Origin of the sequence: Endozoicomonas sp. ALB115 (assembly GCF_049310245.1) — a bacterium.
In the GTDB taxonomy this organism is placed as follows: Bacteria; Pseudomonadota; Gammaproteobacteria; order Pseudomonadales; family Endozoicomonadaceae; genus Endozoicomonas.
The window spans coordinates 1-21416 of the sequence record NZ_JBLYZG010000073.1 but is presented as its reverse complement, the minus strand read 5'-3'; the positions used below and the strand labels follow the sequence as shown (position 1 = coordinate 21416).

Below are 21416 nucleotides of genomic sequence, written 5' to 3'. Positions count from 1 at the left end.
TATCCTCTATTCTAGACTGCGTAGCTGAAATTGTCCCGCAAGCTTCCAACCCTTGGTAGCAAAGGGATTTTAGTTATTGCGGGAATTACTGGGTTTAAGCGGAGATGCCACCAACCGAAAGCAGGGGCAACCGGATTTAGATCAAGCCCTTGAGCTACTGAACAAAACACCTTATTCCAGTATCAACAACGCCACAGGGCTCAAGCTGGATACAGACGATAAGGGGGCTCAGTTTCTCTCCATACTGGGTGCCGAGGATTCAGTATTAGGCCGTTTACCCATGACAGAGGTTGAACGGCAGCTATCCAACCTGAACAACTACACCACCCGCGAAAGAACAGAAGTCACCCAGGGCAGAGAGGCAATTCTTAAGAGCAAGGAACTTGCTGAAGGTGCGGCCGCAGCAAGGGATCTTGCCACCAGTGATAATGGTATTCTGTCCATGGGGTACACTCTGGATGACAACAACCGATACACTCGCCCAAAGTACGACCCGAACACCGGAGAGTCAAAAGGCTTTGAGGAGTACAACGCAGTTAAGGAAGGGCAGAATGCCTACGATGCGTTTATGGCAGAGTATGGGCCAAGGGAGGCCAGCAGTGGTGTAGTCTATGATCCGAACTTCAAAAATACCCAAACCGCACCACAGTTTGGCGGCTATGGATTGGGGTTTTCCACCCGCTACAGAACAGAACCAGAAACCACCACAACTCAGCCAGGCTATGACGATATTATCCGGTTAGCCAGGCAAGCCGCTGGTGGTGACAACGCAGCAAGCCAGTCAACAAGTGAACAGCTACCAGCACCAGATCAAACAGGTAAAACCAAAGCTGATGTTCTGGCAGAAGCCAACCGCATACGACAGCAGGCAGGCGAAGCAGCCCAAACCAATCAGCAAGGTTACGGTTCTGTTATGGGCGAGATCGGTCAACACGTTGAGGGCAAGTGGGACAGATACCAAGCCAACATCATTGCTCAGGGGCGCTATGGTACTGGTATCAACAATGAGCAAGCCGACGCTATGGCTGCATTCTTTGCGAAGAATCAGCGTTGGCCTGCATCCATGGAGGAACTGGAAGCATCCTACAAAATACCTGTAGGGCAACAGATCAGCACAAAAGGATTAGGAATACCGAACCCAATCAGCCAGTACTGAAAAAATCAGAGAGTCATTAAGCCATTAGCCGGGCATTACGCCCGGTTTTTTTTGCTTGCCACCAGTCACAGATACCGGAAAACTTTCCGACATCTCAGGCTATCGCACTGCATCACATCTAATCCGCAGAGAGTAACCAGCAACCCTTATCACTGGATTGCAGTACAATAGACCGGAAGCTGGGCGCATTGAGCCAGGATACACCCAATGACAAACATACACGGCATTTCTGATACGGAGTTTTATGGCAATCAAGTATCACCCCAAAGTGGGGAGTATTCTCATGTGCGACTTTTCACAGGGCTTTAAAGAGCCTGAAATGACTAAGAAAAGGCCTGTTCTGGTAGTCTCCAGCATAAGAAAGAGAGGTGGACTGGTAACAGTAGCCTGCATAAGCACATCAACACCGAACCCGGTTGAGCCCTACCATTACCTTTTACCCAAGGCCAGCATGCCCCGGATGAAGGAGTTTCATAGAGAAAGAAAGCTGGGTAAAAGCCGATATGCTCTACACCGTAGGCTTTCACCGGTTAGATCAAATCAGACTACCCACCAGGGGAGCCGATGGTAAGCGAATGTATTATCAGGACAGACTGGGTAGAGAGCAGATGCAAGCAATACGGAAATGTCTGTTAGCCGGTTTGGGTATTTCTTAACTGGCAAAATGCTGGGTTATGCTCTATATTTACCCATGTTCCCGCTCTGCATAGCATCGGGCTTTCGAGACTGCATTCAGGTACGTCCGGTGCAGCCAGTCTTGGAAATGGCGATGACAAGCTATCTAAGACTGCTGATCCAAGGCTCTATCATTCGTGGTAGGGCCTTTGTCATTTAAGGCCTTCAAGCTGGTGAACCACTGCCCGCAATTGCAGCGGAGTCAGTCGAACCAGATGGAGGCTTTTCTTTTTTGAGTCCAGTGTAACCAGCCAAAATCCTGACCCGTCAAAACATCGGGGCCCTGACTGATTAACCCGTTATTCAATGCCAATGCAGGGGGTGGGAACATTTCTCCCACCCTTAACCCAGACCCTGGGGAGTAGCGAATCGCGACGCCAGCCCGAAAACGGGCCCACCTTAACAAAGCAGATCGACGAGAAACCCGCACATCTTCCGGCAAGGCCAATCTACCCCGACCCGGGCAGATTGAAGCCAGGGCAATCAATCCATAACGGATAGATAGCTTTGGTTTTGTAGGTATCTCAATTCGCACCACTCCAGAAAACTCTATATCGAGAAAGGCATGTATGAGCCTGTCAGCAGCAGGTTTAAGCCATTACCCAATGGTACGCAGTTCGCACTATTGCGCACCGGCAAGCCACCAGCAGAAGCAGTCTGAAGTCATATAGCCGGTTTAGAAAAGTTCAGTCGGAAGCTATGGAATCAAGGATTGTCTGAAGTGGTAAGGCTAAAGAATACTGAGGGTAGTTCGCACTATAAGTTCGCACTCTGGTTCGCATTCAAAATGCTAAGTTATGTTAACTATTTCACAGCGGTACGCATTACGGTACGCACACTGGTAGCAGTAATGTACGCACCATATCTACGCACTACGCAGAGTTTCTACGCACTTTACGGCATGATTGCAGTAAAGCCCTACCCAACACCAGGCAGGATAAGCAAGCACTGATGTATAAAGCCCCCTGGCACCAGAGCAACAGGGGAGCAAGGGTGCATTCATCGTGCAGCCTGTCAGAGCCCGCACCCGCACACAGCATAGACCATGCTAATAGATCGGTCAGGATTCTGGCCCACCTTCAAAGCACCGTGCGAATGCTGGAGCCCGGAGCCACCAGCAGGGCCGGTTAGCTGTTACGCCGATTCTGTGTAGCAGGCCACCAGCAAGCCATTCATTACACCGGGTACTCGGAATATGTGCCCCCTTGAGCCAGAAGACAGCCAACAAACAGGAATCCTCAGGCTACACTTAACTGTGCCTTGGTACAGGCTGGCCAGCTACAAACGCCCAACCGGAGGGGGAACGGGAACATTAGCCCCAGATATACCGCCAAGGCTAACCCCTCCATCTTTCCCGTCAATCCAATCCCCAAGGTTTAAAGCACACAAGTGTACCTTTTCTGGCTCAAAGTGCGTTTTTGTACTTTCGCTGGCTACAAGGAATGTTGGCAAATGTTGTCATTGAGCAATGAATTAATTAGCCAGGCACGCGAAATCAGCGCGACGACCACGCGAGCAAGACGCGTGAATTTGAAGTGAGTAATTGAAAGGTAACAGCCGAATAGATGCCCGTTTAATTCGCTACCAGTCCGACAGAAAGAGGGCGCAAAAGTGGGCGCAAATAAGAATTTATAGTGAGTCAGTGAGTGAGTGCTTATCTTGAAAGCGTTGCTATACCTGGTGGGCCCAGAAGGACTTGAACCTTCGACCAACGGATTATGAGTCCGCTGCTCTAACCAACTGAGCTATAGGCCCTGAAGCGGTTGGATTATACGCATAGATTTACTCTGCCGCCAACCCTGTTATCGCCTTTTGACGGTTTTTCCTTACAGGCCCGGCTGATCACTGCCGACTCTATATAAGATCAGGAATCGGCTGGAAATATTCTGGATGCTTTCCCACCTTCTTCCATTTAAATGGGGACACTGGTTCGTTGCCGTGGTGCTGGCTGGCGACCTGGTGGTGGGTAAAGCGCTGGTGGATAGTGCCCGGGAACTCTACGGTGTCGCTGCCGCTGAACGGCTGACCCATTGGCAGAATCTGATGATCTACAGCAGGAAGCTGCCAGAACCCCGGAAGCTGGTTGAAGTGAATGACTTCTTTAACCGTATGCGCTTTGTGCATGATATTGACCACTGGGGGGAAGAGGATTTCTGGGCAACCCCGGTGGAACTGCTGGCCAGTGGCGCGGGTGATTGTGAGGACTTCTCCATTGCCAAGTATTTTACCCTTCGTGAGCTTGGCGTGGCCGATGAGAAGCTGAGGATTACCTATGTAAAGGCGGTTGAGCTTGATCAGGCTCACATGGTGCTCAGTTACTTCGCCGGTCCGGGGGAAGAGCCGTTGATTCTGGACAACCTGGTCAGTGAGATTCGTCCCGCCAGTCATCGCACAGATCTGGTTCCCGTTTATAACTTTAACGGTGACGGACTCTGGCTGTCCCGTCAGCGTGGTGAAGGGGTTCGCCTCGGTGAGTCCAGTAAGATAAAGACCTGGACTGAGCTGCGCCGACGGCTGCAGAAGTCGAACAGTCAGGGACGACTGAATGACGGGAGCAGCTGATGGCTTATCCTGCTTTCCCCGGAACTGAAAACGGACAGGGAGGCCACCATGACGCTACTTCGTGAACTGGCACTATCTTTAACTTTGCTGTTGATTCTGTTGTTTGCTGGCAGCTTCGTGCTGTCCGTCAATGATGCCCGTCATTACCTCCAGGAACAGTTGAACTCTCATTCCCAGGATACGGCCACCTCCCTTGGTGTTGCCATTGCTTCCGCCGGGGCTGGCAATATTGCCAGGATGGACTCGATGATTGATGCGGTTTTTGATCGTGGTTACTACCGGCAGATTCGTTTTACCGATATGTCGGGCAACGTACTGGTCAACAGTGAACACCCGGGAACGCTGGAGGGTGTACCGGACTGGTTTGTGAAACTGATTGACCTGAAAACTCCGGCAGTCACCAGCGAGATTAACAGTGGCTGGGTGCCCATGGGGCAGCTTCTGGTAGCCAGTCATCCGGGTTATGCCTACCGCAGTCTCTGGTCCAAGGTGAGCAAAGATGCGCTGCTGTTCGGTATCGGTTTGATGGTTGCCATGGTCGGATTGAATATGCTGCTGGGTGTGGTACTCCGGCCTTTAACAAGGATGGAGCAGCAGGCGAACCGAATCTGTGACCGTCATTTTGAGATACAACCCGAGTTACCCAAAACCAGAGATTTACGCAGAGTGGTTCAGGCCATGAACCGGATGGCAGAGAAGCTGGAAAAGGCGTTCTCTGAGCAGGTGGCTCTGACAGAAGAACTGCGTCGCAAGTCGGTCAAGGATCCATTGACCGGATTACTCAATCGACGGGCCTTTAACCGTCGGATGAAGACCGTGTTAAGTGAAGACATCGGTGAGGCGGGTGCCAGTCTGGTCATGATTCAGGTGCGAGGGCTGGAGGCGCTGAACCGGTCTCATGGACAAAAGTTTGTTGATGACCTGCTGGTGACCGTCAGCTATTGGCTGGGCAAAACCCTGTTGGCCTGGCCCGAAGCTTTTTCTGGCCGCTGGAATGGATCCGGTTTTAGCGTGTGTGTGCCCGCCTGCAATGTCGATGAAATCCGTAAGGTGACGGAACGGTTATTCAAGGTTCTGGTGGCCATGGAGTTTTTCTCGTCACCGGAAGGTAGCAATAACCTGCATATTGTCGCAGTGACCCACCAGGGGCGTTGTTCTCCGGAGCTGCTGCTGGAGCATGGTGATCAGCAGCTGCTGGAACAGGAGGCCCGGGTTAAAAATTGCTGGGATGTGATGGATATCAGTGGTGAGTCTGGTTATCCGTACATGGGATGGAGTGACACTCAATGGGTCGAAGCGCTGGAAGAGGTAATGGCAAAAGGCCTTATCGAGCTGTATGGCCAGCCCATTAAGGGAGTGGATGGTGAAGTAGCGTTTACGGAGGTACTGGCACGGATAAAGCTGGCTGGTGAAGTGGTGTCTGCCGATGCCTTTATGCCAGTGGTTGAGCGCTATGATCTGCATGGAGCCTTTGATCGGGCGGTATTTTTTGCCCTGACGGATTATATGGATGACCGGGATGACTATCGAACCTACAGCCTGAATATCTCACCTTACTCCCTGATGGATGATGATTTTTATCACTGGTTACTGGATGCCCTCAGACTGCGTCAGGATCTGGCCAGGCGTCTGATTCTGGAAACGGCTGAGCGCTCGCTTATGCTGGTGGGGGAGCGGGTTGCAGAACGGGTGGATACACTGGTGGCAACCGGTTGTCAGTTTTCTATTGATCATTTTGGTGTGTCCAGTCAGGCGCTGACGTTCCTGCAGATGATCAATGCCCATTACCTGAAAGTGGACGGCAGTTTTGCAAGACAGTTGACGTCCAGCTATGAGAATCAACTGTATATAAGAACACTGTCCATGATGGCTGAGTCCCGGGATATGAGTGTTCTCGCCCAGGGCGTTGAACAGGAAGAGGCGTGGGAGGCATTAAAACAGCTGGGTGTTGCTGGTGGTCAGGGATATTATCTGGGGCATCCCGAGTTACTCTGAATTGTTCAACGGCCATAGAGGGAACCTGATCATCATTTTGAGGTCAAATGGCGATATTTGTAGTTAACGTGTGCAGGGGGGGATTCTGAAAGCAACCACATCAACCCGCTCCCGCCCAAAGCCTGTCGGGGATCAACAAGCCGGTTCAAGCAGAATTCCTGGCAGCTCCAGAAGTAAATTCAACGGCAAAAAGGTTTCAAACCACCACTCCCGCACAGGTACCGCCATCACGCTGGATGATGGCAGGCGGATTGAGGATGCCTTTTGGCAGAAAAAACCATTACAAGGGCGTCCAATCAACACCGCTGATGTGCTTAACGCTTATGGAAAGGATAAAACATCTTTTAGAAGCGGCTGCTTCTTGCAGCAACTTTGCTTACAAAACATGCGACATGGCAATATCAAAGTGACCCCGGACCATGTTGTTCGGGAGCTCAGCCGAATGCCAGGGCGAAATGATAAGTGCCAAACAGCGATAGCACGCTTCAAAGAGGAATGTTGTCTGACGGGCCTCAGGTTGGATGGTCGGCTGGTCACACCGGAGATGGTGATTAAGGATTTCCCGGAGAGTCGGCAAGGCAAGTTGGGGATGGCGCGCTTTAAGGAACACTGTTGCCTGAAGGGCCTGTCCTTGAGAGGCCAGAAGATTGCACCGGATACGGTGGTTAAGGATTTTCAGGCAATCAATGCCACGCTGGAGCTGGCGCGTTTCCAAGCGGAATGTTGTCTGAGGGGGCTGCGGCTGAATGGCCAGCCGGTGACACCGGAGGCGGTGATCAGGGCTTTCCCGGACAACCTGATGGGCAAACTGGGATTGGCGCGCTTTAAGGAACAATGTTGCCAAAAGGGCCTGGCATTGAATGGCCAGCAGATCACAGCGGATGAAGTGGTTAAGGGTTTCCCGGACAGTCCGCAGGGCCAGCTGGCGCTGGCACGCTTTAAAGCGGATTGTTGCCTGACAGGCAAGATGATGAATGGCCAGCCGGTGACACCGGATGAGGTGGCTAAGGCTTTCCCGGCCAGTCATGAAGGCAAACTGGGGCTGGCGCACTTCAAAGAGACCTGTTGCCTGACAGAGCTGCTGCTGAATGGCCGCCGGGTCAGACCGGAGGCCGTGGTTAAGGGGTTTCAGGCAGTCAACGCAACGCTGAAACTTTCCTACTTCAAAAAGGAATGTTGCCTGAGAGGCCTGACGCTGAATGGCCAGCAGGTTGCGCCGGATGAGGTGGTCAGGGAGTTTCAGGCAGCCAAAGCAACGATGTCGCTGGCGCACTTCAAAATGGAATGTTGCCTGAGAGGCCTGATGTTGCATGGTCAGCAGGTCTTACCGGAGTCGGTGGTTAAGGATTATCGGGCAGCCAACGCACCACTGGGGCTGGCACGCTTTAAGGAAAAATGTTGTCTGAGAGGGGTGGCGTTAAATGGCCAGCAGGTTACGCCGGATGAAGTGGTTAATGATTATCAGGTCGCCAAGGCAGAAGCGGAGCAGGCGCGCTGCAACGCAGAGGCTCGCCTGAAGGGGCTGTCGATGAATGATCAGCAGGTCGAGTATCAGGCAACCAAAGCGACACTGGAGCTGGCGCGTTTCAGAGCGGAATGTTGCCTGAGAGGGTGGTCGTTGAATGGCCAGCAGGTCATACCGGCGGCAGTGGTTAAGGGGTTTCAGGCCATCAATGCACCTCTGGAGCTGGCGCGCTTCAAAGAGAATTGTTGCCTGAAAGCTCTGGCAGTGAATGGTCGGCCGGTCACAACAGAGGAGGTGGTTAAGGGTTATAAGGACGCTAAAGCACCACTGGAGCTGGCACGCTTTAAAGCGGAATGTTGCCTCAGAGGTCTGGCATTGAATGGTCAGCAGGTCACCACGGATGAGGTGGTTAAGGATTTTAAGAGCGCTAAGGCACCACTGGAGCTGGGGCGCTTCAAAGCAGACTGTTGTCTGCTGGGCCTGCTGTTGCATGGCCAGCTGGTCACACCGGATGAAGTGGCCAGGGATTTTCCGGATAGTCGGGAAGGCAGACTGGGGCTGGGGCGCTTCAAAGCAGACTGTTGCCTGAAAGGCCTGGTGTTGCATGGTCGGAAGGTTACACCGGATGAGGTGGTTAAGGGCTTCCCGGATAGCCCGGAGGGCAGGCTGGCGATAGCACGCTTCATGGAAATGTGTTGCCTGATGGAGCTGCCACTGAATGGTCAGCAGGTCACGCCGGATGAAGTGGTTAAGAGTTTCCCCAGTAGCTCAGATGGCAGAATAGGGTTGGCGCGCTTTAAGGAACAGTGTTGCTTTAGAGGTCTGATGTTGCAGGGGCAGCAGGTCGTACCGGATGAAGTGGTCAGTAATTTCCCGGATAGTCGGGAGGGAAAACTGGCGCTGGTGCGCTTTCAAGGGGCGTGTTGCCTGAGAGGTCTGGCGTTGAATCGTCGGCAGGTCACACCGGATGCCGTAGTCAAGGATTTTGAACGCGGTGGCTGGTTGCTCGAAAGCGCTATTTTTCAGACCCGGCTGGCATTGAATGCAAGAGAATTGAATGGCTCCTGTCTGGATAACGCGCAAGTATTGGCAGCGTTTAATGAAGCACCCGGAGATCATGCTTGCAGGCAGGCTGAGTTCCTGATGCACAGGTTGAAACAACATCAGTGGTTCGATGAAACCAACGAGGGTCAGGAGATCATTCAACAGGCCTGGCAAATATTAAACAGCGCACCGGTAAAAGATGAGCAGCATCGGCTGCAATGTATCCTGAAATTCATGGCGATGCAGCATGAGCTGTTGATTGATCAGCAGCGAGTGTCGGCAGAAGAGGTGCTGCAATCCATGAAAACACTCAGGAACTCATTTAAGAATAAACGCACGCATTTCTTCTTCCTGGCCCATTGCTATATCAAGAGACAGTCGGTTGATGGACAAACAATTCGCAGGGAGCATGTTCTGGAGTGCCTTCAGGGTTTTCCTGAAAGAAGCAAATTGCGCCATGCTTTAGGCCACTGGTTTGCACGATTCAGCCCTGAAGCCAATATAATGAATGAATTCCTGTTCAAACAGGAACGGGCCGCAGCCCCAAGGCGTAATAGTCCCCACAGAACCGCAGTCTCTGCCACTCAGACAGTTGCCACCAGTGCGGCTCAGGTGCCGAAGCAATGGTCCATTGAACCGGGTCTCCTGAACAGGCATCCGCAGTTCAATGCGCTAACACTACAAACACTGGAGATTATTCAGGAAGTCAATGGTTCTTATCGCAATCCCCCCATTCTGATTACCGGTTCCTACGCGCGTTTTTTACAGAACCGTTGCTCATCATTCAATGATATTGACATTATCTGTACGGCGGCAGAACCTGCCAGGACACTGTTTGACCGGCTGCAGGCACTTAACAGCGACAAAGCCTCGGAAATTCCCAAAAACATCGTCATCTGGGACGTTCCGGGATGTCCGGAGATTCAACTGCCAAAGGCCTACAATATTCATCTGAAAGACGGTGATTTGGGTATGAAAGCGATGGGGATTCAGGTCAGTATTGATGCGAGAGTCACCGATGGCAATGCCTCACGATGCGCTGTTCAGGTTCCTGGCGTTGAGAGGCTGGTGTGGTGTCTGTCATTTGCCGAAGAAACCCGATTACTGAACAACACGCTGGAATATCTCGCGACAAACCTTGATCCACTGACCAGAAAATTGCAAAAGGGAGAGGTATTTTACCTGCCCCGAACCATTCTTTTTAACACTCCCGAAAACCCCGGGGAATATATTTATGGTTTGCTGATGCGCTCTTTGCTTAGTCTGCATAAAGCCAGGCAGTTTATCGATCTGCACTCTGAAGACAGACCCGGAACACCGATCCAGAATAAGTTGCTGCAAGAACAACGACAACAGTTGTATATGCTGACGGCCAATCTGCAAACAAAATTGTCTGGCCATGTTTGTCGCAGTGATTTTGAGCACAGAGTGAACAACTGGTTATCAACCACCCATCATGTTAATGAATATGAGTTCAAAAGAAGGGACTTTATTACGGCACTGCTGGCGATGATGCAGTCAGAATAAGAAAGGCGTGAACCTGATCATCATTTTGAGGTCAAACGGCGGTATTTATAGTCAAAGTGTGCAGGGCTCTATTCTGAACGCAACCTCATCAGCCTGCTCCTACCCAAAGCCTGTTGGTCGGTTGGGCCAACAAGCCCATTCAAGCGGAATCCGTGACCGCGCAGGCAGTTCATTTAATAGCAAAAAAGTCTTAAACCATCCGTCTTATAGAGATAAAGCTACCACCCTGGATAAAGGCAAATGTATGGAGAATGCCTTTTGGCAAAAAAAACCATTACAAGGACGTCAAATCACCTCGGCTGCTGTGCTCTGCACCTATGGGAATGAAACAACATCTCTGAGAAGCGGCTTCTTCCTGCAAAAGCTTTGCCTGCAGAACATCTTGCATGGCACCAGAAAAGTGAGCGCAGACCAGGTTATTCAGGAATTCAACCGGCTGCCGGATCGGAATAATAAGTACAAATTAGCGATAGCGCGTTTCAAAGCAGAATGTTGCCTGAGAGGTCTGGTGTTCAAAGGCCAGAGGGTGGCACCGGATGTGGTGGTCAGGGATTTTGAGGCTATCAAAGTAACGCTGGAGCTGGCGCGCTTCAAAGCGGAATGTTGCCTGAGAAGTTTGCCGTTGAAAGGCCGGAAGGTCATACCGGATGGAGTGGTTAAGGAGTACCCGGATACTCCGGAAGGCAAACTGGGGCTAGCACGCTTCAAAGCGGAATGTTGCCTGAGGCGGCTGCCATTGAAGGGCCAGCAGATCACACCGGATGAGGTGGTTAAGGAGTACCCGGATACTCCGGAAGGCAAACTGGGGATGGCGCGCTTCAAAGCGGCATGCTGCCTGAGGGGGCTGTTATTGAATGGCCGACCAATCAATGCAGATTTGCTGGTTAAGGATTATCAGGCAATCAAGGCAACACTGGAACTGGCACGTTTCAGAGCGGAATGTTGTCTGAAGGGGGTGCCGTTGAATGGCCAGCCGGTCATACCGGACGCGGTGGTCAAGGGCTATCAGGCAGTCGGGGCAACACTGGAACTGGCACACTTCAAAGTGGAATGTTGCCTGAGAAGCATGCCATTGAATGGCCAGCAGGTGACACCGGAGGAGGTGGTCAGGGATTTGCAGTCCACCAGAGCAACCCTTGAGCTGGCGCGCTTTAAAGAACAATGTTGCCTGAAGGGGATATTGCTGCATGGTCGACAGGTTACACCGGATTCTGTGTTCAGGGAGTTTCCGGATACTCCGGAAGGCAGGTTGGGGATAGCGCGCTTTAAACAGGAATGTTGCCTGAAAGGGCTGGTGTTGCACGGCCAGCCGGTCACACCGGAGGCGGTGTTGAATAGCTTCCCGGGCAGCTCAGAAGGCAAGCTGGGAATAGCGCGCTTTAAACAGGAATGTTGTCTGAAAGGGCTGGTGTTGCACGGCCAGCCGGTCACACCGGAGGCGGTGTTGAATAGCTTCCCGGACAGTTCAGAAGGCAAGCTGGGGATAGCGCGCTTTAAACAGGAATGTTGCTTCAGGGGGATGCGGTTACATGGCCAGCAGGTCACACCCGAAGAGGTGGTTAAGGTTTTTCCGGGTAATCCGGAAGGCAAACTGGCGATAGTGCGCTTCAAAGTGAAATGCTGCCTGAGGGGCCTGTCGTTGTATGGCCAGCAGATCACACCGGATGCAGTGCTTATGAATTTTCCGGATAGTCCGGAAGGTAAACTGGGGATAGCGTGCTTTAAGGAGCAATGTTGCCTGAAGGGGCTGTTGTCCAATGGCAAGCAGTTCACCCCGGATGTGGTGGCCAGGGATTTTCGGGCCGCCAAAGCACCACTGGAGCTGGCACACTTTAAAGAACAATGTTGCCTGAGGGGGCTGGCGTTAAATGGTCGGAAGGTCACACCGGATGAAGTGTTCAGGGATTTTCCGGATAGTCCGGAAGGCAGACTGGGAGCCGTGCGCTTCAAGCAACAATGTTGTCTGAGGAGTTTGCCGTTGAATGGCCAGCAGATCACACCGGATGAAGTCGTCAAGGGTTTCCCGAATAGCCCGGAAGGCAAAGTGGCGATAGCGCGCTTCAAGGCGGAGTGTTGCCTGATGGGCCTGATATTGAATGGTCGACAGGTCACACCGGATGAGCTGGTTAACGATTTTCAGGCAGCCAGAGCACCTCTGGCGCTGGCTCGCTTTAAAGCGGAATGTTGCCTGAGGGGGCTGCTGTTGAATGGTCAGCAGGTCACACCGGAAGAGGTGGTTAAGGACTATGAACGCAGTGGCGGGTTGCTCGAAGTCGCTATTTTTTATTCTCAGCTGGCATTGAATGCCAGGAAATTGAATGGCAACTATCTGGACAACAAGGATGTATTGGCAGCATTTAATCAAGTTCCCGGAGATCATTCCTCAAGGCAAACCAGGTATCTGATGCAAAGGCTGCAGCAAACTCAGCAGTGCGATGATATCAATGAAGCTCAGGGTATACTGCAAGAGGCCTTGCAAATATTAAACAACGTACCGGTTAAAGATGAGCAACACCGACTGCAATGTCTCTTGAAATTTATGGCTATGCAGCAAGAACTGACCATTGATCATCAGGGCGTTTCGGCAGAACAGGTACTGGAATCCATCAATGCACTGAGGAGTTCATTTCAGAACTCACGCCTGCATTTTTTCTTTCTGGCCCACTGCTACATCACCCGGCAGCCTATTGATGGACAGGAAATCCATCAATACCAGGTACTGGAATGCCTTCAGAGTTTTCCTGAAGGAAGTAAGCTGCGCCATGCTTTAGGCTGCTGGTTTGAAGAGTGCAGCTCCGAGGCTTTGGTAATGGATGGTTTACTGTTACGGGAAAATGCCGTGGACTCATGGTGGAACAGTGACAGCTTTAATGGATACGAAGCCTCAGCCAGTCAACAAAAGGCTTCTGTTGTCGTCAGTTGCCAGTACCCCGTATCGAAACAACAGGGTATATACAACTCCCGGTCTGGCAGTTTGCCCCGGGATGCAGCAGAAAGTAAGTTCACCACCGGGGCAATGACCGCCAGTGTGGCGCAAACTCTCTGGCAATGGTCAGGCAGACCGGTATTCCCGCACATGCCGGTTATGCGGTTAAATGCGCTAACGTTGAAAGCACTGGAGATTATTCAGGAAATCAATGTTTCCTGTACGCATCCCCCCATTCTGATTACCGGCTCTTATGCCCGTTTTTTACAGAACATCTGCCAGGTATTTAATGACATTGACATTATCTGTACGACAGAAAAAACGGCCAGACTGCTTTTTGATAAGCTGCAGACGCTGAACACCGACCGGGGCTCTGAAATTCTCAAAAGTATCATTATCTCGCCAATCCGGGGATGTCAGGAGATTAAGCTGCCAAGCGCCTACAATATTTATCTTAAGGACGGGGATTTCGGGATAAAAGTGATGGGGCTTCAGGTCAGTCTTGATGACAGGGTCGTTTATGGAAATGCGGCACAATTAGCCGTTCACGTCCCCGGTGTTGAGAGGCCGGTATGGTGTTTGTCCTTTGCTGAGGAAACCAGGTTACTGAACGATACGCTGGAATACCTCGCTGAGCACCTGAACCCGCTGACTGAGCAATTGCAAAACGGGCCGGTATTTGACGTACCTCGAACCCTTCTGTTTAACAACCCCCAAAATACCGGGGAACGCATTTATGGCTTGCTGTTTCGCTGCCTGCTTACCCTGAATAAAGCCAGGCAGTTTATCGCTCTGCACTCTGAAGACAATCCCGACAGCTGGAGTCATCAGCTGCAAAAAGAGCAACAACGCCTTTATGCACTGACTGAGAACCTGCACATGAAATTGCTCCGCCATAGTTGTTTTCATGATTTTGAGCACAGGGTGAACGACTGGCTGGCAACAACTCATTATGTGAGTGATTACCAGATCAAGAGAAAGGCGTTTGTTAAAACACTGTTTGCCATGATGCGCCCTGGAGAAGATCGGGTGAACTCAACTCAGTGAATTTTTATCACTGCACTCGCAACAAAACCCCAACAGGCTCTAACAGAAACTCGCACAACCACAATTATTAGAGGATAATGGCCGCTTGGAAGCGCATCCATATTGGAACGCCATATTCAGGATAAATGTCTGAGCGGTGACGAACGGGGAAATTATGGCGCTGGAAAAGATGAAATCGGCTTTTCAGTCGGGTATGCAGAAAATGTCGGGTCTTATCTATGGTAAAGCCCTGGCCGTTGGCACTGGCGTATTGATTCTGTTTCTATCACTTGTTGGCTGGTACTGGAGTCAGGAGCCAGACCTGTTCTCAGTAAAGGCCAATGCCGAAAAGCTGGCCACTGATAATGCTCAGGCTGTCGTCACTGGTTATACCACAACAGCAACACTCTATACCCTGGCGAATACGCTGCTGAATAAGCCGGGTGGTTTCCTGCGTAATGACATCATGCCACCGGGCGTACTGATGGATAATATGCCCAATTGGGAAGTGGGTGTTCTGATTCAGGTGCGTGATATGGCCCGGGCCCTGCGCAAGGACTTCAGCCGTTCCCAGTCGCAGTCAAGGGAAGACCAGGATCTTGCGGTGGCCGAGCCGCAGTTTAATTTTGATGCCAGAAGCTGGATTCTGCCTTCCAGTGAGCGGGAATACCAGAGGGGCATTGATAAGCTGAACAGCTATATGACCCGTTTGTCTGATCCCAATGACTCGGCGCAATTTTATGCCCGGGCCGACAATCTGACCCGCTGGTTGGGGGACGTAGAAACGCGCCTCGGCAGCCTTTCCCAGCGTCTGAGTGCCAGTGTTGGTAAACCGCGTTTGAATACCGACCTTTCCGGCGAGGCGGCTCAATCCACCGACAGTGCTGTATTGATTGATGTAAAAACACCCTGGTCACAGATTGATGATGTTTTCTATGAGGCCCGGGGCACTTCCTGGGCTCTGATACATCTTCTCAGGGCGATAGAAGTGGACTTTGCTGACGTTCTGGACAAGAAAAATGCCACGGTCAGTGTCCGACAAATTATCCGCGAGCTGGAGGCGACCCAGGATGCGGTTTGGAGCCCGATGATACTGAATGGTTCCGGTTTTGGCTTGCTGGCAAACCACTCTCTGGTGATGGCTAATTATGTCTCCCGTGCGAATGCGGCGATTATTGATCTGCGGCGTTTGCTGGAACAGGGTTAGGGCCTGTTGACGTTTCGTTGCGTGCTCAGTGGCTCAGAAAGGCGTCATATGCGCGAAAGACTTGTGCAGCGCGTAGTTATTCTACGCCAAGCAAGTCTGACAAAGCAGATGGCGCCTTTCTGAGCCACCCTTCGGGCGTATCAGGGCGCCCCTATGACTTCGTTGCGGCATTTTGAAAGGCAACCAGCCTTCCTGCAATGCCGCGCCTCGTCATAGGAGCGCCCTGATACGCTGAGCACGCAACGAAACGTCAACAGGCCCTTATGATGGGGGAATTCAATTCCCCCTGCTTTTGCTTCAATTCTGAATCCATCGCTTAGTGGTATCAAACAGCTTTACGGTCATATCAGTGACAGGCTTATAGGGTTTGGTCGCCTGGTAAGTGGCGTGGCAAATGTTTTCATACACATGAATGGAGAGCTGTTTTCCCGGAATAGTCACCGTTTCAACAATAAAAAGTGCGACACTGGCTATCGCCGGAAATATTGAGCCCTTAAGCGTTTTTGGCAAGGTCTCATAGGGCAGAGCCAGCCATGTAAAGACTTTTTGTGCATGACTGACGGTGTATTCTTTAAATGATTTTTCTGCCGGGCAGGGTCTGATACTTGCTTTTATTGCTGCAGCTACTCCCGTCATCGCCCCGGTAAGCGCTCCAATGCCGGTAATGGTCATTACTGTGACGTAATAACCGGCAAAAATGCCCGCATGCAACAAAGTAGTACAGACTCTCAGTGGGGTGCACAGTGCCCCGGGAACTTTTGACAGCAACCATTTACCATGACGTTTTACCCTGGACATAAACGTTTCTGTTTTTTCGATAACCTCACAGGTTCTAGCGGCAAGCCCATCACTTTTTCCTGAAGGTGCGTTACTTTGAGAGCAAGCTTCAGTGGTGGTATTCGAGCACTCTTCAGATGATTCTTCGTTGTGATAGACATGCTCAGGAGAGTGGCTGTGAGCAAAGAGAGTGCTGTTTATAGATGGGGTCATCGGGCATACCAGGTGGTTAATTCGACTATGTTTTGAGTGTTCTGCCGGTTCTGCTCAATGACCAGCTTCTTTTATAACTGATTGATTTTAAAATCGATGGTTAGTTGCTGGCTTAGTGTTCTGTTAGGCTTTATGTTCTTAGACGCAATATTAGTAATATGGTTCAAAATTTATGTCTGTTATTTCCTCAAGGCTTGGACAGCAACTGGCTTTTATCAAGGAGCTGGATAAACTCAAGGCGGTTTATCGAAAAACCATGGTAAAGCCTGATAACAGCCGACAGGAGAACAGTGCCGAACATAGCTGGCATATAGCGGTGCAGGCGATGACCCTGCAAGAGTACGCTGAAGAGCCGGTTGATATTGGCCGGGTGATCAAGATGCTGCTGCTCCACGATATTGTGGAAATTGATGCCGGAGATACATTTGCGTTTGCTGCGGCTACCGAGCTGGCCGGTCAGGCAACTAAAGAAATGGCAGCGGCAGAGCGCCTGTTCGGGCTATTGCCACAGGAGCAGGCCGATGAGTTCAGGGCGCTCTGGCTTGAATTTGAGCAGGTACACAGCCCGGATGCCCGCTTCGCCAAAGCCATGGACTGCCTGTTACCCGTAATCCAGAATATGGACAGTGAGGGTGGTACCTGGGCAAAGTATCAGGTTACCCGCAGTCAGGTGTTGAAACGGAATCAGTATCTGGAGCACCTGGCCCCCAAACTGTGGTGTTATGTTCTTGAACAGATTGATCAGTCTGTCCGTAATGGCTGGCTTCAGGATTGTTGATCTGGGGAAGCGCCCTGGTACACCATTTCAATGAGTTTGATGGGTTGTCGTGCCTCCGCACTCCGTTCGTCCTGAGCCTGTCGAAGGGCGGAAACTCCGGACTCTGATATCGTGCCAAGCACCCTTCGTCCGTGCATCCTGAGCGGAGCCGAAGGACGCTCAGGGTGAACGGAGATTGTACACGTCAAACTCATTGAAACCATGTACAAGTTTAACAAGGTATTTACCGACTGACGAAGTGCAACAAAAGTGACATACTGCCGCGCTTTCCTGCTTTAGCAAGTTAACTATGCAATCGTCCTTCACCAGCAACTACCTTCCCAAAAACCGGTTCAAGACAGGCCTGGGGCACTTTGTCCTGTGGTTACTTGGCGGATGGAAAATTGAGGGAAACCTGCCGGAACACCTCAATAAATACGTGATCATCGTCGCTCATCACACATCAAACTGGGATTTTGTTATCGGCGTTGCGGTTAAGCTGGTAACCCGTATACGTGTCCGGTTTTTTGCCAAGCACTCGCTGTTTTTCTGGCCCCTGAGTGTGTTGATGCATCGGCTTGGCGGTATTCCCATTGAGCGTGATAAATCCATCAACCGGGTTGATCAGGCCATCGCAGAGATCAACAGCAGTGACCACTTCGTGCTGGCTATCGCACCTGAGGGCACCCGGTCAAAGGTGCAAAAGTGGAAAACCGGTTTTTATCATATAGCGAATGGTGCCAACGTTCCGGTTGTACCCATTGCCTTCGATTTTCAGCAGCGCAAGGTCATTATGGGTGCGCCTATGTCCATGTCCGGAGATATTCCCTCGGACTTTGCCAGAATGCATGAGTTCTTTCTCTCTCATCCGGGCAAGCATCCTGAGCTTGGCTGTGATGGACCCTTTGAAACGCCCGGTATATACAACAAATAATGTCCGGGCGGTTTGTCTGGCAGGCGGTCACTTTTCTTTCCGTGGTGAGTCCGATAGAGTGAAACAGCAATAAAAAGACAATAAAGGACTCCCATGCCTCTGATTCAGTTTGTTACTCACGACGGCAACCAGTATGAAGCCGACATCGACTCAGGTAGTACTTTGATGCAGGGTGCCGTTGATAACATGATCGATGGCATCCTCGCAGAGTGTGGTGGTGCCTGCTCCTGTGCCACCTGCCACTGTTATATTGATGAAGGGTGGATTGAGATGGTCGGTCCGGCTGAAGGCATGGAGCAGGAAATGCTGGATGTTGTCCGTGAGCCGAGAGCAACCAGCAGGCTGAGCTGCCAGGTTGTCGTCACTGATGAAATGGACGGCATGGTGGTTCATTTGCCTGAGTCTCAATATTAAATTCCTCTATTACATTGATCAGGAAGTGGGCAAATTGATGAGTGGTATGCCAGAGCCTGTTGTTTCTTAACAACTCGACGTAGTATAAAGAGTGATCAGGGGGCGTTCTGGTCACATGGGAAATTGAGAACGCCCCGGCTATCCGGGCAACTGTGCAAGCAGTTGCCTGCACAACAGGCCAAAAAATATGGTTTAATAGGCAAGCTGATTCAGCACCTTCCTCTAATTCACCGTTCTCAACCAGAAGCACTCAACGTGACCTTTGCATTCCAGCACTTCAAACACGCTACCTCCGGTTTTTCCAAGTCAGTCACCGGCAACGTTTTCAGGTTTATTCCCCTTCTGTGCTCTCTGTTATTCAGTGGTTGCGGGCTGTTGACCAAAGCGTCGGAACGACAGCCGGTAACATTCAGTGAGCTGGAGGGCTGGAGCCAGCAACAGGCCATTGCCGTAAGACCGGCGTTGCTGAACAGTTGCCAGCATCTGAACCGTTCGGTGCTGACCGACAACAGCCCCTGGGGTAACTACCAGCAATGGCAATTGCTGTGTAAGGAGCTGATGCAAACCCCCGACCGTCAACTGAAAACCTTTTTTGAGCAAAACTTTACGCCTGTCCAGCTCTCTCCCCAGAAACAAGGCCTGTTTACCGCTTATTACTCCCCGGTTATTCCCGGCAGTCTGAAACCATCGGAAGATTACCCAATCCCGTTACTGAAACTGCCCCACGATCTGGTCAAGGTTCGCCAGGCTGACTTTGGACTCAGTGGCCCGGGACTGGTTGGGCGGGTTGAGAAAGGCTTCCTGAAACCCTATGGCAGTCGGGCAGAAATCAATCAACAGACAGCGAAAGCCAGCGATGTGCTCCTGTGGCTGAGCAGCCCTGTTGATAAGTTCTTCCTGCAGATTCAAGGATCAGGGAATGTAGAACTGCCTGACGGTAACATTATTCATGTTGGCTACGCCGGTAATAATGGCCACAACTACGTGGCCATTGGGAGGATACTGAAACAGAAGGGGGAACTTGAAGAAGTATCCATGCAAACCATCCAGTCATGGCTGGAAAACCATCCGGACCAACGGGAATGGCTGCTCAACCAGAACCCTCGCTACATCTTTTTCAGTTTTTCTGAGGAAGGTGCCATCACCGCTCAGGGTGTGCCTGCTGCCCCGAAAAGAACACTGGCTGTGGATCCATCTTATATCCCCCTCGGCCTGCCGGTATGGCTCGATACCCGCCTCACCGCCACCGGAGAGAAATTCCAGCAGCTGATGGTTGCCCAGGATACCGGCAGTGCCATAAAGGGTCCCGTCCGGGGAGATATCTATATGGGCGCTGGCAACGATGCAGCCTTGATTGCCGGGCCACAGCAGGAACCCGGTAAGCTTTATGTGTTGATTCCCCGATAACCTGCTTTTCGTGATAAATCTGCCTGGCCCGCATATTTCATAAACGCTGCTACAGCTCGAATGATTAATTTTTTTTGAACAAACATAGCCTGTCAGATCGTAGCAGCGTATTTCTCTGCGGTGATATTGTGTCCCGCCATGGCTTTTTGTCAAAAAACATACCGATTTGCCTGACACCATGGGCACTGAACCCTCAACCTCTTTCAGCTGATTCAATAAAACGCCTGCCAACTTAAAAGTTGTGTCTCTTATCCCGGTTTGAGGACAGGCAAAGCAGCAAAAGCCTCTGTCACTCGTTGCAGCAACACTTTCATTGGGTTGCTGCTGGGCAGATGTAACTTAACACGGTCTTTATACTCCACCACCTTAACCCCTGCGGGACAAGCCCTTCCCGAGTCGTGTAAATGTGGGGGCTGATGCCAGATGGGTCTCGGCATTCAGAGGACTGCGACCGACAGCCAGCTTGAACATGGGGTCCTTACGCAAATGGTTGCTGTCATTGGCATCCTGATAACCGCAGGCCATTTGCAGCACTCTTTGCGTCAGAAGATCCTGCATGGAATGGTCAATACAGAATTGATGTCGTTTGTCCTGGATTGCCTTGACGAGCCGGGGAATTAGCTCACTGCGAATGGCCATTTCACGCAGTAACAGCGCGCCAAAATCGGAGGGCAACTCTCCTCCGTTAAAATCAGCTCTGACAGTTTTACCATTAACAGGGTGAAAACGAAGGGTTTCTTGTGTATGTTTCGCCATAGCAGGTTCCGGCTTGCTTCTTCCGAAGCTTTCTTTTGGTCGACCCAATCATATCAAGTGATTGGGTGGAACCTGCTCTTATTTATGAAATATCCGGGATAGAAGGTGTTTTTCACCTGCAACGTGTGAATGCATATCACAGCCCTTGTAGGAACTCTTCCATCCAGTCATCGTTGTTGACCAGTTCTGACTCTGTCGCCAATGAATCCAATGTCGCCCATGAATCCAAATCCCATTCCACTATTTCATCAAGCCCAAGTGGGTCTCTTCTCCTTTTATCGCTGGCTTCATTCCATTCTTTCCGTGTTCCTGAATCCACTGCGTAGCTCATTTTGCAGATAGCAGTGCTTAATTCAACATAAGTCATTCGGCTTCGGTGGGGTTCCAGCAGTTCAAGTTCTGCATTTCCCAATTCGCGAAAACGATCCAGAGCTTCCATTGCCGCGTCAAAGTCAGATAGCGGCCCTTGAATGCGACTGTTGGAAACCTGGTTCCCTTGAGTTGGTATGCCTGCCCCTGCTGGAAGTCCTTGCTGAGGGATTGATGTTACTACTGGCGTTTTTGCTGCCTCAATC

The 21416-nt window shown here is 51.2% G+C and carries 14 protein-coding genes and 1 tRNA gene; 11 read left to right on the top strand and 4 right to left on the bottom strand.

What is annotated here, in order from left to right; translation table 11 throughout:
* Positions 1 to 76: 76 nt before the first annotated feature.
* Together ACO6VE_RS21340 and ACO6VE_RS21335 are read left to right on the top strand one after the other, a co-directional pair.
* A complete protein-coding gene (locus ACO6VE_RS21340) occupies positions 77 to 1156 on the top strand; it encodes a hypothetical protein (protein ID WP_422463327.1) in 1080 nt (359 codons plus the stop codon).
* Between the two features lie 244 nt (positions 1157 to 1400).
* Positions 1401 to 1727 carry a type II toxin-antitoxin system PemK/MazF family toxin gene (locus ACO6VE_RS21335; protein ID WP_422463325.1) on the top strand — a complete coding sequence of 109 codons (327 nt, stop codon included), beginning with the start codon at positions 1401 to 1403 and terminating at the stop codon, positions 1725 to 1727.
* A gap of 1782 nt (positions 1728 to 3509) precedes the next feature.
* Here ACO6VE_RS21335 and ACO6VE_RS21330 read toward each other — a convergent pair.
* A tRNA-Ile gene (locus ACO6VE_RS21330) sits at positions 3510 to 3586 on the bottom strand.
* 135 nt (positions 3587 to 3721) lie between these two features.
* Here ACO6VE_RS21330 and ACO6VE_RS21325 point away from each other — a divergent pair.
* The 5 genes from ACO6VE_RS21325 to ACO6VE_RS21305 all read left to right on the top strand — a co-directional run bounded on the left by ACO6VE_RS21325 (position 3722) and on the right by ACO6VE_RS21305 (position 15583).
* Positions 3722 to 4393, top strand: coding sequence for a transglutaminase-like cysteine peptidase (locus ACO6VE_RS21325; protein WP_422443727.1), 672 nt, complete (start codon positions 3722 to 3724; stop codon positions 4391 to 4393).
* A 48-nt stretch (positions 4394 to 4441) separates the two neighbouring features.
* Complete coding sequence (locus ACO6VE_RS21320; RefSeq protein ID WP_422463323.1) at positions 4442 to 6388, top strand: bifunctional diguanylate cyclase/phosphodiesterase; 1947 nt, start codon at positions 4442 to 4444, stop codon at positions 6386 to 6388.
* 70 nt (positions 6389 to 6458) lie between these two features.
* Positions 6459 to 10424, top strand: a complete 3966-nt coding sequence (locus ACO6VE_RS21315; protein WP_422463321.1) for a hypothetical protein — start codon at positions 6459 to 6461, stop codon at positions 10422 to 10424.
* A gap of 244 nt (positions 10425 to 10668) precedes the next feature.
* Positions 10669 to 14397 (top strand): hypothetical protein, encoded by a 3729-nt coding sequence (locus ACO6VE_RS21310; protein ID WP_422463319.1) that lies wholly within the window; start codon positions 10669 to 10671, stop codon positions 14395 to 14397.
* A gap of 154 nt (positions 14398 to 14551) precedes the next feature.
* Positions 14552 to 15583, top strand: coding sequence for a DUF2333 family protein (locus ACO6VE_RS21305; protein WP_422443719.1), 1032 nt, complete (start codon positions 14552 to 14554; stop codon positions 15581 to 15583).
* Positions 15584 to 15880: 297 nt separating this feature from the next.
* Here ACO6VE_RS21305 and ACO6VE_RS21300 read toward each other — a convergent pair whose 3' ends face one another.
* Entirely contained in the window at positions 15881 to 16573 is a 693-nt protein-coding gene (locus ACO6VE_RS21300) for a hypothetical protein (protein WP_422443717.1), read from the bottom strand.
* Between the two features lie 172 nt (positions 16574 to 16745).
* On the opposite strand from ACO6VE_RS21300, the gene ACO6VE_RS21295 reads away from it, so the two are divergent.
* From ACO6VE_RS21295 to ACO6VE_RS21280, 4 genes are all read left to right on the top strand, one after another.
* Positions 16746 to 17351 carry an HD domain-containing protein gene (locus ACO6VE_RS21295; RefSeq protein WP_422443715.1) on the top strand — a complete coding sequence of 202 codons (606 nt, stop codon included), beginning with the start codon at positions 16746 to 16748 and terminating at the stop codon, positions 17349 to 17351.
* Between the two features lie 289 nt (positions 17352 to 17640).
* Positions 17641 to 18264: a 1-acyl-sn-glycerol-3-phosphate acyltransferase gene (locus ACO6VE_RS21290; protein ID WP_422443713.1), complete on the top strand. Its 624-nt coding sequence runs from the start codon at positions 17641 to 17643 to the stop codon at positions 18262 to 18264.
* 93 nt (positions 18265 to 18357) lie between these two features.
* Positions 18358 to 18678 (top strand): 2Fe-2S iron-sulfur cluster-binding protein, encoded by a 321-nt coding sequence (locus ACO6VE_RS21285; protein WP_422443711.1) that lies wholly within the window; start codon positions 18358 to 18360, stop codon positions 18676 to 18678.
* Between the two features lie 255 nt (positions 18679 to 18933).
* The gene (locus ACO6VE_RS21280) at positions 18934 to 20085 is read left to right on the top strand and encodes a murein transglycosylase A (RefSeq protein ID WP_422443709.1); all 1152 of its coding nucleotides are present in this window, start codon (positions 18934 to 18936) and stop codon (positions 20083 to 20085) included.
* 366 nt (positions 20086 to 20451) lie between these two features.
* On the opposite strand, the gene ACO6VE_RS21275 is transcribed toward ACO6VE_RS21280, so the two are convergent.
* The gene (locus ACO6VE_RS21275; protein ID WP_422443707.1) at positions 20452 to 20841 is read right to left on the bottom strand and encodes a transposase; all 390 of its coding nucleotides are present in this window, start codon (positions 20839 to 20841) and stop codon (positions 20452 to 20454) included.
* Between the two features lie 136 nt (positions 20842 to 20977).
* Positions 20978 to 21416, bottom strand: a 439-nt coding sequence (locus tag ACO6VE_RS21270) for a hypothetical protein (protein ID WP_422463317.1), incomplete at its 5' end; no start/stop codon positions are given.